We start from the raw sequence: 14,580 nt of genomic DNA on the forward strand, positions 1-14,580 counted from the left end.
AGACAAGACAGGAGTACGTCTGTGAGGCAACTGAAGGTTGGTCTCGCCGCCGCGCTGGCCACCACCATGGCGGTGGCCGGCTGCGGCAGCCCTTCGTCGAACAACGGCAGCAGCGGCGGGGGTGACTCCAAGGGCATCGAGACCCAACAGAGCGCGCTCGACCCGACCGCCAAGGGGCCGGCGGCCGAGGTGCCCGGTGCCAAGAAGGGCGGCGTCATCACGGTCTACTCCCAGCTGACCCCGAACACCTTCGACCCGACCGACACCTACTACGCCGACGCGTTGGCGATCGAGAAGCTGCTCTTCCGCAGCCCGACCCAGTTCGCGATCCGCAACGGCAAGCCGGTGCTCGTGCCGGACCTGACCGACCTCGGCACCGTCTCGTCGGACAAGCTGACCTGGACGTTCAAGATGCAGTCGGGCATCAAGTACGCCGACGGCAGCGAGGTCAAGGTCGAGGACCTGGCGTACGCGATCAAGCGTTCGTTCGCCCACGACGTGTTCGCCAACGGTCCGACGTACCAGCTGACCACCTTCAAGGACGGCGACACGTACAAGGGCCCCTACGTCAGCGGCGACGCCTATGCCGGTGTGGAGACCCCGGACCCGACCACGCTGGTCATCCACCTGGCCCGGCCGTTCGCGGACCTGCCCCTCTACCTGACCTTCCCGGTGTTCACGCCGATCCCGAAGGCCAAGGACACCAAGGAGAACTACAAGAACAACCCCCTCGCGACCGGGCCGTACCAGTTCGACACCTTCACCCCCGGCACCGAGCTGAAGCTGAAGAAGAACCCGAACTGGGACCCGAACACCGACGCGGTGCGGCACCAGTACCCGGACGGCTTCGACTTCAAGTGGGGCGGCGAGGACCCGAAGACCCAGCAGCAGGTGCTCAACAGCGCCGGCGAGGACGCCAACGCACTCAACTACGGCGCCGTCGACGCCTCGCTGATCCCGCAGCTGACCGGGGACAAGAAGGCCCAGCTGATCCAGGGTGAGCAGCCCTGCACCTACTCGGTGCAGCTGGACACCCGCAAGATCCCGCTGGAGGTGCGCAAGGCGATCGCCAAGGCGTACCCGTACGACCAGGTCAACAAGGCCGCCGGTTTGAACAGCTTCAACTCCGCGCCGGCCAGCACCGTCCTGCCGCCCAGCGTGCCGGGTTACACCAAGTACGACCCGCTGCCCGGCCTGAGCGGTGTCGGCCAGGGCGACCCGGCCGCGGCCAAGGCCGACCTGGAGGCGGCCGGTAAGACCGGCTTCGAGCTCAGTTGGTACTACGACAACACCAAGCCGATCCCGCAGCAGAGCAACCAGATCCGGGTCGACGCGTTCAAGGCAGCCGGCTTCACCGTGAAGCCGATCGGTGTCACCACCGCGGAGCTGCGCTCCAAGATCGCTGACTACGACGCCCCGGTCAACATGGGCCAGCAGCCGCAGGGTTGGTGCTCGGACTGGCCGAGCGGCGGCAGCTGGTTCCCGGTGCTGTTCCAGACGCACAGCATCTCCGACGGCACCAGCTGGGGCGAGCTCAGCGACAAGGCGCTGGACGCCAAGATCGACGAGATCGGCAACCTCCCGGCCGACCAGGCCGTCGCCAAGTGGGGTGAGCTGGACAAGGAGATCCTGGGCAGGTACGTGGCCCTGCCGCGCTACTACGGCAAGCTCGCCTTCGCCATCGGCACGAACATCGGTGGCGCCGAGGGCGACGCCTCCGCGGGTGAGCCGTTCTACGTGAACATGTTCCTGAAGAACTGACCTTCCGCACCCCCCAACGTGGACGCCGGCCGGCCTCCGGCACTGTGCCGGCCGGCGTCCACCCCTCTCCCCGTTCCGGCTTGGGCTCCCAGCCCCGGCCCGCTGCCACCAGGAGCCTCGGCGGTGCTCATCTACATCCTGCGACGGATCGCCAGCGCGATCTCCGTCGTCATCGTGACGCTGGTCGCCAGCTTCGGGCTGTTCTTCATAGCGCCCACCGACCCGGCCGGAACGATCTGCGGCCAGCGCTGCACCCCGGAGCGCTACGCCGACATCAGCGCCAGCCTCAACCTCGACGAGCCCGTCGCGCAGCAGGTCGGCGGGTATCTCAAAGGGCTGGCGGTCGGACGGACGTACCACTCCGGCGGGCTCACCATCGACTGCGGTGCACCCTGCCTCGGTTACTCGTACACCCTCGGCCAGCCGGTGACCAAGCTGATCGGGCAGGCGTTGCCGGTCACCGTCTCGATCGTCCTCGGCGGCGCGGTGGTCTACCTGATCGCCGGCATCCTCGCCGGCATCGTCGCCGCCCGAAGACGAGGCACCTACCTGGATCGGCTCATGGTCGGCACCTCGCTCGGCATCAACGCCGTGCCGTACTTCGTGGTGGCGCTGCTCGTCTCCCTGTACGCGACGTTCCTGCCGCACGCCGGCTACCACCCGCTGCTGGAAAACCCGTTCACCTGGGCGACCGGGCTGCTGGCCGCCTGGCTGACGCTCGGCCTGGCCAACGCCGCCTCGTACACCCGCTACGCCCGAGCGTCCATGATCGAGACGCTGGGCGAGGACTACATCCGCACCGCCCGCGCGAAGGGCATCAGCGAACGCCGGGTGGTCTACCGCCACGGCTTGCGCGCCGCGATCACCCCGATCGCCACCATCTTCGGCGTCGACCTGGCAATCCAGTTGACCGGGGCGATCTTCACCGAGGCGATGTTCGGGTTGCCCGGCCTCGGCGTGCTGACCCTGCGCGCGTTCAACCAGTACGACCTGCCGGTGCTGATGGCCGGCGTGCTGGTCGGCTCGGTGGTGCTGGTCGTGATGAACCTGCTCGTCGACATCCTCTACACGATCCTCGACCCGCGAGTGAGGCTGGGATGACCGAACCGCAGCTGCTGTCGACCCCGGGCCGACGGCCCGAGACGGTCTCGCGCGCCCGCCGCACCGCCGGCGACCGCGCCGCTGGGCAGTCCTACCTGGAGGTCACGGACCTCACCGTCACCTTCCCGACCGCCGACGGCCTCGTGCAGGCGGTGCAAGGGCTCAGCTACTCCCTGCCACTGGGTCGCACCCTCGCGGTGGTCGGCGAATCCGGCTCCGGCAAGAGCGTGTCCAGCATGGCCATCATGGGCCTGCACGACCCGCGCAGCACCCGGATGACCGGCTCGATCACCGTCGGCGGCGAGGAGATCGTCGGTATGCCACCCGCCGAACTCCGCAAGCGACGAGGCGCCAACGCCGCGATGATCTTCCAGGACCCACAGTCGTCGCTGCACCCGTACTTCACCGTCGGCGACCAGATCACCGAGGCATACCGGGCGCACCACCGCGTGTCCAAGCGGGTGGCCCGGGACCGGGCGGCCGAGATGCTCGGCCGGGTCGGCATCCCCAACCCGCGCCGCCGCCTGGACGACTACCCGCACCAGTTCTCCGGCGGCATGCGGCAACGCGCCATGATCGCGATGGCCCTGGTCAACGACCCCAAGCTGCTGATCGCCGACGAGCCCACCACCGCGCTGGACGTCACCGTGCAGGCGCAGATCCTCGACCTGATCATGGAGTTGCAGCAGGACTTCGGCTCGGCGGTCCTCTTCATCACCCACGACCTCGGCGTCGTCGCCGAGATCGCCGACGACGTGCTGGTCATGTACGGCGGACGCGGCGTCGAGTACGGCCGGGCCGACGCGATCCTCGGCCGGCCACTGCACCCGTACACCTGGGGTCTGCTGGAGAGCATCCCGGCGGTCTCCGGCGAACCGACCCGGCTGCACCCCATTCCCGGCACACCGCCCAGCCTGCTCGCGTTGCCCACCGGGTGCTCGTTCCACCCGCGGTGCGAGTTCGCCGGTCGGGTGCAGGGTTGCGCCGTGGACCTGCCCGAGCTGGTCTCCCGCACGGCGGACACCACCCGGACCTCCCGCTGCCACCTGCCCGACCCGGCCGGGATCTTCGAGACCGACATCCTGCCCCGGCTGCCCTGAAGGAACACGTGATGACCACTGCCACCACCGACACCGCGACCCTCGCCGCGCCTGCCGACGCGACCGGGGCACCGTTGCTGGAGTTGCGGGACCTGCAGATGCACTTCACCGCTCGGGGCGACGGGTGGTTCGGCCGCAACGACCACCGGATCCGCGCCGTCGACGGGGTGTCGCTGCAACTGCGCGCCGGCGAGACGCTCGGCCTGGTCGGTGAATCCGGCTGTGGCAAGACCACCACCGGCCGCCTGATCACCCGGCTGCTCGAACCGACCGGCGGGCAGGTCCTCTACCAGGGCACCGACATCACCCACCTGAAGGAGAAGGACCTGCGGCCGTACCGGCGGGAGCTGCAGCTGATCTTCCAGGACCCGTACTCGTCGCTCAACCCGCGGCACACGGTGGGCGCCATCATCGGCGCGCCCCTGCGCGTGCACAACCTCGTGCCCAAGGGCAGGGAGTTGGACCGGGTACGTGAGTTGCTGGAGGTGGTCGGCCTCAACCCCGAGCACTACAACCGCTACCCGCACGAGTTCTCCGGCGGCCAACGGCAGCGCATCGGCATCGCCCGCGCCCTGGCCGTACAGCCCAAGGTGATCGTCGCCGACGAGCCGGTCAGTGCCCTCGACGTGTCGATCCAGGCGCAGGTGATGAACCTCCTCGAAGACCTCCGCAAGGAGTTGGACATCGCGTTCGTCTTCATCGCCCACGACCTGGGCGTGGTGCGGCACTTCTGCGACCGGGTGGCGGTCATGTACCTCGGTCGGGTCGCCGAGATCGCCGACCGCGACGCGCTCTACGGCACGCCGCAGCACCCGTACACCCAGGCGTTGCTCTCCGCCGTACCCGATTTGGGGGTCGTGCGCGGCGGGGCGCCGAAGACGCGGATCCGGCTGGCCGGCGACGTGCCGGGTCCGATGGACCCGCCGACCGGCTGCCGGTTCCGCAGCCGCTGCTGGAAGGCCGAGGACGTCTGCGCCACCACGACCCCGCCGCTGCGTCAGGTGGGCGACGGGCAGGCAGCGGCGTGCCACTTCGCCGGCCCGCTGCAGGAATCGGCCACCGCGGTGGCGGCCTGACCGTCGAGCCCGGCCGGCCTCGTGGATGCCACCGCCGGCCTGGCCGCCGGCCGGCTACGGGACGCGTTCGAGGTACGTCAGCATCGCCTCGCGGCTTCTGGGCAGGCCGTACTCACCGACGAGCATGGCCACGTTGCCGAACTCCTGCCCGTCGATCAGCCACGGCTCGGTCGACCGGCCCAGCACCTCGGCGAGCCGTCGCTGCCGGGGCGGCAACACCCCGACCGGCGTCCCTGCCGCTGCCGGACCATCCGGGAAAGCGAGGCGCAGCGCCACACCCAGCACCGTCAACGACCGCTCGCCGCTGACGGCGGGCAGCCGGTCGAGCAGCGCGTCGAAGGCACGGTCCTCGTGCTGTGGGCCGAGCTGCCGCAGCGCCAGGCCCGCGTAACCACCACGATCACCGTCGAGGAACGGCACCCACTCGTCCTCGACCGGCCCGTCGTCGGGCGGCGCCGAGGCCCAGCTCAACAGCTCCTCGACGGTCGCCGGGTCGGCCGCCGCGCCGAGGACCCGGACCCGACCGATCGCGGCGGCCCAGCGGAGCACCGGGCGCGGATCGGCCAACCACCGAACGTCCGGCGCCGCACCCAGCAACCCCGACGCCACCAGCATGGTGGCCATCTCACCGGGAGTCGACTCGACACCTGGCTCCTGAGCGGCGTCGATCGCGCCGGCCAGCGCCGACACACTGCCGTCGGCCTCCTCCGGAAACCAGGCGAGGGCGTACGCCGCGACCGTCCGCACGCTCGCATCGGGGTGCGTCAGCACTGTGCGAAACACCGGAACCCCGGCGCGCACCGCGTCATAGGTAGCCACCTCGACGTACGCCCACAGTCGACCCTGATCCGCCGCGGACAGCGACTCGACGTACGTGTACTCGACGTACTCCTTCTCCGACTCGTCCGCGCCGGTCCACGGTGGCGGCTTGGCATCGAGCAGCTCACGCCCGCCCTCGGCGGCCCGGCGGTACTCGGCCACCGGGAAGCCCTCCGGCAGGAAACCCTCGTCGTACCCGATCGCCAGGGCGCTCAGCAGCCCGAGCACCGCCGCCGGGTCCGGGGTGGCCGGATCGGCGAGCAGTTCCACCAGGAACGGCACCGCGTACGCGCTCGCCTCGAACCGGCTGCCCTGGTGGAAGACGTTGGTGTAGAGCTCACCCAGGGCGTCGTCCCGGGTGCCCGGGTCGGGGGAGAGCAGCGCCCGCAGTTGGTCGGGCACGTCGTCGGCCGCCCCGTAGGCGTGGCCCAGCCGCGCCCAGTCGATGTCGTCAAGTCCGTCGAGCACGCCCCATGCTCTCCCACCCCACCGACAGTCAGCCGGTCGGGTTCGTCAGAACTCCTCGTACACCGCCGGGTCCTGGTCGGAGAGCCGCCCGTCCGGGCGGCCCAGCGCGGTGATGGCCTCGACCTGCGCGTCGGTGAGCTTGATGCCGAAGACGTTCAGGTTCTCGGCCTGCCGCTGCGGGGAGGCGGCCTTGGGCAGCGGGATCACCTGACGGGCCACATGCCAGGCGAGGATCGCCTGGGCCGGGCTGACGCCGTGCGCGGCCGCGATCTCCACGACCACGGGATGCTGCTGCAGGTCGTTGCCATGGCCGAGCGGGCTCCAACCCTGCACCAGGATCCCGTGCTCCCGGTGGTAGTCGAGCGCCTCCTGCTGCGGAAAGTACGGGTGCACCTCGATCTGGTTGACCACCGGGGCGACCCCGGTCTCGGCCACCAGCCGTTCGATGTGCTCCGGCAGGAAGTTGGAGAGCCCGATGTGCCGCACCAGGCCACGCTCCCGCGCCTCGATCAGCGCCCGCCACGCCTGCACGTACAGGTCGACCTTCGGGTTCGGCCAGTGGATCAGGTACAGGTCGACCCGGTCGAGGCCGGTGCGGAACACACTCTCCTCGATGGTGGTCAGCGCCTCGTCGTAGCGGTGGTGCCGTCCCGGCAGCTTCGAGGTGACGACCAACTCGTCCCGCACGTCACCGGCCGACCGGGCGGCCCGACCGACCGCGCCCTCGTTCTCGTAGTTCACCGCCGAGTCGATCAACCGATAGCCCGCCCGGATCGCCTGACCGATCGCGTCGACACCCGCCGAGCCGTTCAGCCGGTACGTGCCGAGCCCGATCGCCGGCAGAGTGGTGCCATCGGCTGCCGTCAGCTGGGGAATCGCCATGGTTGATCTGCCTCTCGTCGACCGTGACTGGACCCTACCGGCACGGATTGGGCTGCCGAGAACAACCGGTCGATCAGCTCAGGTCGGCGTCCGTTGCCGCCTCGTAGACCGTCTCGACCGGCCGGATCACCTTGACCATCGAGGCGAGGTACTCCCGTGTCTCGGGGTCCGTGGAGTAGACGATCGTGCCCTTCATCCCGCGGGTCAGCAGGACCTTGTAGGTGTTGCGGATCAGTAGATCCGCTTCGGCGTCGCTGACCGCCTTGCGACTGCGGAACGCTGGATCCTTCGACATGTCGCGCCGCGTCACCAGCCGGCCGTCCCGGGCGACCAGGTCCGGCCCGACGATGACACCCGACCAGTCGTACTCGAAGCCCTGCGCCGTGTAGACGCAGCCCACCTGGCCGAAACCGTTCGGATCGGTGGCCCAGAACGCGCTGCCTGGTGCCTCGCCGACGCTGCGGTCGCTCTTGACGTTCCAGGGTCGCGACCATCCGCCTACCTGCACGTCCGGCACCAGACTGTCGTCCGGCCGCGGGTCGCTCCACGGCCAGCAGTACCCGGCGGACATTCTGGCGGTCACACCGGGCACCTGCTTGCTGGCGAGGAAGGCTTCCATCTCTTCTGGCGACTCAGCGAGACGTAGGTCGACCTTCCCGTCGCCGGTCCAGACCGACGGCTCGCCGTCATCGAGGCCGAGCAGGTCAACGACCCACCCTTCGTACGTATCGCTGCCGCCGCAGCGGAACTGGCCGTGCAATGACACGACCTCGACGTCAAGCTTGAGCTGCTTTGCGTACGACGAGATGACCTCGACATTGCCCAACTCGCCCGGCTTCACCACCTGGTGCTCGTCGAGCAGGAAGACAGGCACCCGGGCCGCAGCGATGAGTTCGTCAATCTGCGAACGAGCCTCTTCCCGCCGAGCTTTCGGCGTGAAGCGGTTGACGGAGGTTTCCCGGATGCGGTGTGCCTCGTCGCAGATCAGGACGTCCAGACCGTTGCGTTCGGCAGACATGAAGCTGTTGAAGTAGCCGAACAGGTTTTTCAGGCGGGTCGAACCCTTACCGGCATACCGCCGCAAGGTCTGGGTGAACGACCGCGAGCCTGTGGCGTGCATGACGGAACGGTTCTGTCGTGCCAACTCCCCAAGCACCGACAGGGCGATCACGCTCTTGCCGCTGCCCGGTCCGCCCGAGACGACCACGACCGACTTACGGTCCGCCGACCGCGCCTTCTCCACGGCGTGCAACACCAACTCGTACGCCACGCGCTGCTCATCCAGCAGCGTGAAGCGCGACCGATCCTTCAGCTCCTGGGCGGCATACCGCAGCAGGTGACGGCTGGGCCGAACCGAGCTGGTGAGGAAACGGTCAGCCGCGCCAGCGCCAGAGGCCGGGGCAAGGTGGGTACGTAGGTAATCGAGGAACTGCCCCCGCCGCTGCTTGGTGAAGATCCGGCTCTGCTCGGTCGCCTGGCGATCGAACAGATCACGGATGTCGCGGTCGGTCGCGTTGTGCAGGTACGCCGCTCCACGGACCGGGTTCCGTTGCTCGGCGAGGACGCCGAGGAAGTCCGTCAGGTACTCGCAGTAAAGCTCAACCTGGACGCCAGGGTGGAGCCGTGGGCCACGGGCGTGCTCCACCGCCACGAGGGTGTCCGAACCCTCATGGGACTCGGCGTAGGACCACTGCTTCAACTCGACGACGATGTAGGAATCGTCGGACGTCCGGGGGTCCACACCGGCAAGCACCACGTCCACCCGCTTGCTGGTCAGCGGCAACTGGTACTCGACCAGCATCTCCACCTGGCCCAGACCCGCGTCGGCGAGATCCTGCCCCAGCACCGCCAGGCTGTGCGACCAGGAACGACGTTCTGCCGGACTCACATTGCGACCGATCTGCTCCACGATCCGGTCTGCGAGCAGGCCCGTGCCACTCAGGCGCAGCAGACCATCGGCAGACATGCGAAATGCTGACAACACTTGCCCCCGGGCAGCACGAAGTGATCGTGCGCATGGGGGCGTGTCCGGCAGTCGCCGAAAGCCCGTCGTGACGCGCTTCTACGTGATGGACTGTAGCGAAGAGATCAACTGAGCGCCATGTTGACGCTGCCTGCGGCTACCGCTTCGCCGCTGAGCCGCGAGCCTGCTCAACTGGGTAGCGGCGAGCCGAATCCTCGAGCTTGGTCAGAGCCGCATCTGTCAGGTCGATGCCGAGTACGTCGGCGAGCCGAGCCAGATAGATCATGACGTCGCCGATCTCGGCCCTCACCCGACCACCTGCGTCCGGGTCGGACATGACCTCCGCAGACTGCTCCGGCGTGAGCCACTGGAACTCGGCGATCAGCTCGCCGACTTCTCCGGCGAGTGCCATGGCCAGGTTCTTGGGCGTGTGGAACTGCTGCCAGTCCCGCTCTTCCGCGAACGCCCGTACGCGGCCAGTCAGGTCATCCATACCGTGAGCATCGCAGTTGGACTCAGTCCGCCAGCACTTGCCGGGCCCGGGGGACAAGCCCGCTGGTCACGGCTCTGGCCACACAAGCCATTCGGCAGCAGTTGTGAGCGCGCGATACCCACGCGCTCCAGAGGGCTTGTAGCTCAGAGCGATTTCTGTCGATCAGCCACGTGAAGGTCCCGGTGCTGACGCACTGCACGAGACAGGCACCCAGAGTGATTGAAGAATCCCAGAGTGTCAATGTCGTGCGAATGCGCCAGCTCGCTAACTGGGCAACCCGAAATGCGGAGAGAAGTCGGCGTACGGGATGAATTGCTAGGCGCGGCGGCGGGTCACAACGAGACGACGACCGGCTGGACCTGGACGTTCTTGGCCAGCTGCTGCGGCGAGGGGATAGGCGTGCTGATGTTGACAGACGTGTTGTAGCCGTAGATGACGACGCCGTCGAGGTGGTTCGCGCCGGGCCAGTTCGACTCCAGGCGGACCGCCATCTGAGTAGGGAAGTTGGTCACCTCTTCGGCGCACGACCGGATCAGGACGACACTCGGTTTGGCGGTCAGGTGGGTGGCCAGCATTTTCGCCAGCTTCTTGTAGGTCCAGCCCCAGTCCTTGGCGCCGGCCTCGGCGTCGCCGATTTCCTCGTCGTTGCCGTGCGCGCGGATGCAGAGCGGCTCGCCCGCCTGCACCCCGGCCAGGTAAGTCGCCAGCTGCCGATCTGCCTCGGCCTGCGTGAGCCCGGCGTCGATGGGCAGGAGGGCGCCCCAGGCAGCCGCACCCGATTCGGGTCCTTCGGATTGGCCGCGGGTATTTGGATCCTGCGTCGCCACGATGAACATGACATTCTCCTTCGGAGTAGCCGCATATTTCAGAAGAACCGCCGAAGGCAGATTAGCGTGGTGGTCGAAGAATTGCCCTGTCAGCTATCCGGCTCAAATGGTCGGTGTCGTTGGTCGGACAATTATCGACGGCGCCAACGGAGTGAGTTTTGATCGGTGTGAGTCGTCGACGTGCAATTCCCGGATGCGCAACTGGCGTACGGTCGGGGCCGACGTCGGGGCGACCGCCAGGAGCACGCTGGATGTCTGCCGCCACACAGGAGCTACCCGGGGGTCAGTGTTGCGCTATCAGATCCACTTTGAGCAGGAACTTCCTGCCGAGGCGCTATGCCGGCTCCTGCACGGGGACTTCGGCATCTCACCGGACACGGTCTACGTGGGCCGCATCGAGGCCCGAGCGGTCGATGACCCTCGGCCGGTCGCCATGCTCAACCCGCCCGGCGATAACGAGGAATTCGGCTGGATCCTGACCGGTGACAGGGAGCTTGCCGACGCCACTGGCCAGGGTGAACGAGAGCTGGCCGTGACCCTGGCCCGAACCTTTGGGGTGCGGGCGCTCGTCGACGACGGTGGCATCTACCCCGATCGGTGGGTGCTGGTCAGCACCGACGGCAGCAGTGGTCGGGTCCTCACCGACGAGAATGCTGCAACCGATGGGGACCTGCGGGTCGTCCACGCTCTCGAACCGATCAGTGGAGAGCCGCAGCTCGCTGTCGTACCGCCTCCGGACTGGGCCCGTGGCTGGTGACCGATTGAAGAAGGCGGTACCCGTGTCGTGCCTGCACGCCATCGGTGGGGCCGAATTTAGCTGGCGCGTCCCTCACGCTTGGCAGCCGCGACGAAGCCGGTCCACGCCCGGACGGTGAAAGTGAGTAGCGGTCCCGCGGAATCCTTCGAGTCGCGGACCCCGACGATGTCGGGGAGGTTGTCGGCGACCTCGACGCAGTCGCCACCGTTGTCGCCGCTGCGAGTGCTTTTGCGCCAGACGGCGCCGGTCAGGTCAGTCATGCCGCATCTCCCCAGCGATCCGCTTGATCATGTCAGTCGATTCTGCCTCGCCGAGGGCAAGCGCATCCAGCCCTCGCCAGACGCGCTCGTAGGCGGCCAACTCGTCGGGCTTATCGAGGTAGAGGGCTCCGGTCAGCGATTCGCTGTAGACCACCGATGGTTCCGGCGCGGCGCGACCGCCTTTGGTCGGCGGAAAGTCGAGGATCACAAACGACCCCGCAACCGCGCCGGGCTGCGGTCCCGCCGACAGTGGCAACACCCTGACGCCGACATTCGGCAGTTCGGACAGCTTGGTTAGGTGATCGAGCTGCGCGGTCATGACCACCGGCCCGCCGACGCCACGGCGGAGAACGGCCTCGGACAGCACGGCCTCCAGCCTGGGAGCAGTCGGCAGTCGCCGGAAGAGCAACGCCTGTCGTTGGAGTCGGACCTCAACCGCCCGCTCGCGATCCTCCTCGCTCAGCATCCCGCCGAGGCGGTAGAGCGCGTGGGCGTACTCCTTGGTCTGAAGAATCCCCGGGATGAGTGACTCGTCGTAACGACGGAGGCGGGAAGCGGCGGACTCTAGACCCACGTACAGCTCGAACCAGTTCGGCACCGCATCGCCGTACGCGTGCCACCAGCCCTTCGACTTCGTCTCCGCAGCCAGCCCGCGCATCGCCTCGCTCATTTCGGGCGAAACCCCGTACAGCTCGCACATCGCCTTGACGTCGAGCACCCGGACCGAACCTTGGCCACATTCGAGGCGCCAGATCTTCTGCCGGCTGTATTCGAGGGCTTCGGCGGCGGCGTCGAGCGTCACGCCGGCCTCGTTGCGGAACTGCCGCAGCAGCCGGCCGAGTTGCCGACGCGGCACGGTCGATCCGATGTCTTCGGGCATCCACACACTCCCTGGTTCCAACACGCAACACTGCGTGACTCGCTCCTGCAACTCCTACGGGTTTCAGCAAAGAAAGTCAATGCATAACAGCGAAATTGCGGCATGGAACGTTGCGCTTTCACTGCGGACTGTCGCAGGCTGGTCACAGCGCGGCGGCCGTCCGGTCCCCCCGAACGGCCGCCGTGCTTCCCCGAACACCCCTCGCCCCTACGACCCGGAAGGCAGGCAGACATGAACGCCAGAAACCAGCGGCCGGGACCGCCGCGCGGCGGCGCGACCTACCACTCCGCCGCGTACACAAGTCTGCTGCCGTGGCAGGTGCGTGAGCGTCGCTTCACGCCGACCGGGCTCGGACGTCGCGGTCTAAACCCCGACGACGTGTACGCCTTCCTCGACCGGGTCGCCGTTGACATGGCCGCCGTCTACGCCGCTCTCGCCGAGAGTCGCCGCGAGACGGCCCGGATCAAGGCCGCGTTACGTCGCTGGCAGACCGATCAGGCCCGCGCCCGCAACGAGCGGGACCAGAGTCGATGAGTCAGCGGTACGTCATCCACCTGCCCGTCGTTGCCCCCGACCTGCCCGCCGCGCAGCGCCTCGCCCGGGTCATCGGCCGTTGGATGCTGGTGCTGCCGATGGCCGACCCGGGCGAGACCACCGTTTCCGAGGAGGACCATCAGTTGCTCCGGCACCGGGTCTTCTGCGATCTGCGGATGGCAGGCGGCCGGCGCTGCCTGCTCCGCGACGGCCACGACGGTGCCTGCTCCCGCCGCCTACGCCGCTGACCGGGTTCTTACGTCACGAGGCGGTAGTCGGGGATGCCACGGTTGCGTTCCTCGGTCGGCTGGTCCGCCGATCGAGCGGTGACTCCGAGCGGAACGGGTGCCCGAGACACGTAGATCCCCTCCAGGCAGGTGTCGCACCAGAACGAGACGTAGCCATGCTCGGCTGCGGGCCGCGCCGTGAAGACGATCCGTAGGGTCCGGTGCCCGCAGTTCGGGCAGGCAAGATCTGACGTCGCCGGCAGCGCACGGTAGACGAGGTCGTACGCCGTCAACCACTCATCGAACGTGGCCATCAGCGCGCTCCTTCCGGTCTGACCGAATGGTTCGTCCACCACTGTTCCTCATGCGCATAAGCCCGATCCTCGAACGCGTCGATCTCATGACGGGTAGTCGGGTACGGGTACCCCTGGCGGAGTTCGGCGACATGGAATCGCTCATGCTCCAGGGTACGGGCCAGGTCCTCCTCGCTGCGGAAGGCTTCTCGACAGAGCATGACCGACTCGTCGGGCTTCGTCAGTCCGCACACTCCAGACACCCGGTTATTGACGGTGAGTCGAACGTCGGAGATATCAATTCCGTACTTCGCGGCAATGGTCGTCACCGCCTCCACGTTCATCGGCATTCGAGGACCAGTGCCTCGACCGCGAACCCGACTGAGGTCGCCGGGGTCTGCTGGCGAGCCCCTGAGTCGGCCCAGGGCTTGCTTAAGTTTGTCGATCAGGTCACCGAGCCGGCGCATTTCCGGAATGAGCCGCCGCAGGCTGGCCAGCAGCCCGCGCAACAACCGCGCGATCCGCGCCCCCCACGACGCCACAAGCGTCGTCACCTGCTCCACGACCAGCGGCGCGGCCAGTCCACCGGTGATGAGGAGTTCGCCCGCGTACACGATGATGCGGGATACGCAGGTGGCGATGGCGTCGCGGACCAGGAGCCGGACGGCGGCCACCAGGCCGGCGGCGCCTTCGGTGATCGCGGCCATGGTGTCGGCGCCCTGGGCGAGGCCGGTGATGGCCTGTTGCTGTTCGTTGGCCCAGCCGCGGTAGGCGGGGCCGGCGCTGCCGCCCCAGCCTGCGACGTCGGTGCGGACGGCGCGAGCCAGTTCGGCGGCTTCGTCGCGGAGCGACCCCGCGACGTTGCGCCAGGTCTGGGCGTGTGCGGTGATCTGCGCCGGGTCGCCGGCGAGCCAGTCCAGCGCTTCGCTGAGTGGCTTGACGTGTTCGATGAGCCAGGCGATCCCGTACTGGAGCAGGGCGCCGACCGGGTCGGAGACGAAGGCGAGGGCGTCCAGGCCGGCGCTCACGACGCCGAGGCTGCCGTCGATCCAACTGCCGGTCCGGATGCCCTGGGCGATGAGTTCGATGTCCTCGCAGATCCACACGCCCGCCCAGGCGCTGGGCGGGGTGTCCGCAGC

At 68.2% G+C, this 14,580-nt stretch carries 17 protein-coding genes; 8 read left to right on the forward strand and 9 right to left on the reverse strand.

Annotation, left to right across the window (positions count from 1 at the left end):
- Positions 1-21: 21 nt before the first annotated feature.
- From OH804_RS08700 to OH804_RS08715, 4 genes are all read left to right on the forward strand, one after another.
- Positions 22-1,761, forward strand: a complete 1,740-nt coding sequence (locus OH804_RS08700) for an ABC transporter substrate-binding protein (protein ID WP_406064150.1) — start codon at positions 22-24, stop codon at positions 1,759-1,761.
- A gap of 123 nt (positions 1,762-1,884) precedes the next feature.
- The gene (locus tag OH804_RS08705) at positions 1,885-2,862 is read left to right on the forward strand and encodes an ABC transporter permease (protein ID WP_406064152.1); all 978 of its coding nucleotides are present in this window, start codon (positions 1,885-1,887) and stop codon (positions 2,860-2,862) included.
- On the forward strand, positions 2,859-3,962 hold the full coding sequence (locus OH804_RS08710) for an ABC transporter ATP-binding protein (protein WP_196923598.1): 1,104 nt from the start codon (positions 2,859-2,861) through the stop codon (positions 3,960-3,962). The genes OH804_RS08705 and OH804_RS08710 overlap by 4 nt, the downstream gene beginning before the upstream one ends.
- A gap of 11 nt (positions 3,963-3,973) precedes the next feature.
- Positions 3,974-5,038, forward strand: a complete 1,065-nt coding sequence (locus OH804_RS08715) for an ABC transporter ATP-binding protein (protein ID WP_406064154.1) — start codon at positions 3,974-3,976, stop codon at positions 5,036-5,038.
- 54 nt (positions 5,039-5,092) lie between these two features.
- On the opposite strand, the gene OH804_RS08720 is transcribed toward OH804_RS08715, so the two are convergent.
- The 3 genes from OH804_RS08720 to OH804_RS08730 all read right to left on the reverse strand — a co-directional run bounded on the left by OH804_RS08720 (position 5,093) and on the right by OH804_RS08730 (position 8,852).
- Positions 5,093-6,325 carry a hypothetical protein gene (locus OH804_RS08720; RefSeq protein ID WP_406064156.1) on the reverse strand — a complete coding sequence of 411 codons (1,233 nt, stop codon included), beginning with the start codon at positions 6,323-6,325 and terminating at the stop codon, positions 5,093-5,095.
- 45 nt (positions 6,326-6,370) lie between these two features.
- Positions 6,371-7,207, reverse strand: coding sequence for an aldo/keto reductase (locus OH804_RS08725; RefSeq protein WP_406064158.1), 837 nt, complete (start codon positions 7,205-7,207; stop codon positions 6,371-6,373).
- 73 nt (positions 7,208-7,280) lie between these two features.
- A complete protein-coding gene (locus tag OH804_RS08730) occupies positions 7,281-8,852 on the reverse strand; it encodes a DNA/RNA helicase domain-containing protein (RefSeq protein WP_406064160.1) in 1,572 nt (523 codons plus the stop codon).
- Positions 8,853-8,876: 24 nt separating this feature from the next.
- Between OH804_RS08730 and OH804_RS08735 the strand changes: the two genes are divergently transcribed.
- The gene (locus tag OH804_RS08735) at positions 8,877-9,185 is read left to right on the forward strand and encodes a hypothetical protein (protein ID WP_406064162.1); all 309 of its coding nucleotides are present in this window, start codon (positions 8,877-8,879) and stop codon (positions 9,183-9,185) included.
- A gap of 142 nt (positions 9,186-9,327) precedes the next feature.
- On the opposite strand, the gene OH804_RS08740 is transcribed toward OH804_RS08735, so the two are convergent.
- Together OH804_RS08740 and OH804_RS08745 are read right to left on the reverse strand one after the other, a co-directional pair.
- The gene (locus OH804_RS08740; protein WP_406064164.1) at positions 9,328-9,663 is read right to left on the reverse strand and encodes a nucleotide pyrophosphohydrolase; all 336 of its coding nucleotides are present in this window, start codon (positions 9,661-9,663) and stop codon (positions 9,328-9,330) included.
- Positions 9,664-9,995: 332 nt separating this feature from the next.
- On the reverse strand, positions 9,996-10,499 hold the full coding sequence (locus OH804_RS08745) for a hypothetical protein (RefSeq protein ID WP_406064166.1): 504 nt from the start codon (positions 10,497-10,499) through the stop codon (positions 9,996-9,998).
- 277 nt (positions 10,500-10,776) lie between these two features.
- Between OH804_RS08745 and OH804_RS08750 the strand changes: the two genes are divergently transcribed.
- Positions 10,777-11,247: a hypothetical protein gene (locus tag OH804_RS08750; RefSeq protein ID WP_406064168.1), complete on the forward strand. Its 471-nt coding sequence runs from the start codon at positions 10,777-10,779 to the stop codon at positions 11,245-11,247.
- A 56-nt stretch (positions 11,248-11,303) separates the two neighbouring features.
- Here OH804_RS08750 and OH804_RS08755 read toward each other — a convergent pair whose 3' ends face one another.
- Both OH804_RS08755 and OH804_RS08760 read right to left on the reverse strand, forming a co-directional pair.
- Entirely contained in the window at positions 11,304-11,507 is a 204-nt protein-coding gene (locus OH804_RS08755) for a DUF397 domain-containing protein (RefSeq protein ID WP_406064170.1), read from the reverse strand.
- A complete protein-coding gene (locus OH804_RS08760) occupies positions 11,500-12,387 on the reverse strand; it encodes a helix-turn-helix domain-containing protein (RefSeq protein ID WP_406064172.1) in 888 nt (295 codons plus the stop codon). The genes OH804_RS08755 and OH804_RS08760 overlap by 8 nt, the downstream gene beginning before the upstream one ends.
- A 231-nt stretch (positions 12,388-12,618) precedes the next feature.
- Between OH804_RS08760 and OH804_RS08765 the strand changes: the two genes are divergently transcribed.
- Positions 12,619-12,921, forward strand: coding sequence for a DivIVA domain-containing protein (locus OH804_RS08765; RefSeq protein ID WP_406064174.1), 303 nt, complete (start codon positions 12,619-12,621; stop codon positions 12,919-12,921).
- The gene (locus tag OH804_RS08770) at positions 12,918-13,169 is read left to right on the forward strand and encodes a hypothetical protein (protein ID WP_406064176.1); all 252 of its coding nucleotides are present in this window, start codon (positions 12,918-12,920) and stop codon (positions 13,167-13,169) included. Before OH804_RS08765 ends, OH804_RS08770 begins: the two co-directional genes overlap by 4 nt.
- A gap of 8 nt (positions 13,170-13,177) precedes the next feature.
- On the opposite strand, the gene OH804_RS08775 is transcribed toward OH804_RS08770, so the two are convergent.
- Both OH804_RS08775 and OH804_RS08780 read right to left on the reverse strand, forming a co-directional pair.
- Positions 13,178-13,462, reverse strand: a complete 285-nt coding sequence (locus tag OH804_RS08775; RefSeq protein ID WP_406064178.1) for a hypothetical protein — start codon at positions 13,460-13,462, stop codon at positions 13,178-13,180.
- Entirely contained in the window at positions 13,462-14,469 is a 1,008-nt protein-coding gene (locus OH804_RS08780) for a WXG100 family type VII secretion target (protein ID WP_406064180.1), read from the reverse strand. Before OH804_RS08780 ends, OH804_RS08775 begins: the two co-directional genes overlap by 1 nt.
- Positions 14,470-14,580 lie beyond the last annotated feature (111 nt).

The organism is Micromonospora sp. NBC_00860 (genome assembly GCF_045207375.1).
In the GTDB taxonomy this organism is placed as follows: Bacteria; Actinomycetota; Actinomycetes; order Mycobacteriales; family Micromonosporaceae; genus Micromonospora; species Micromonospora vinacea.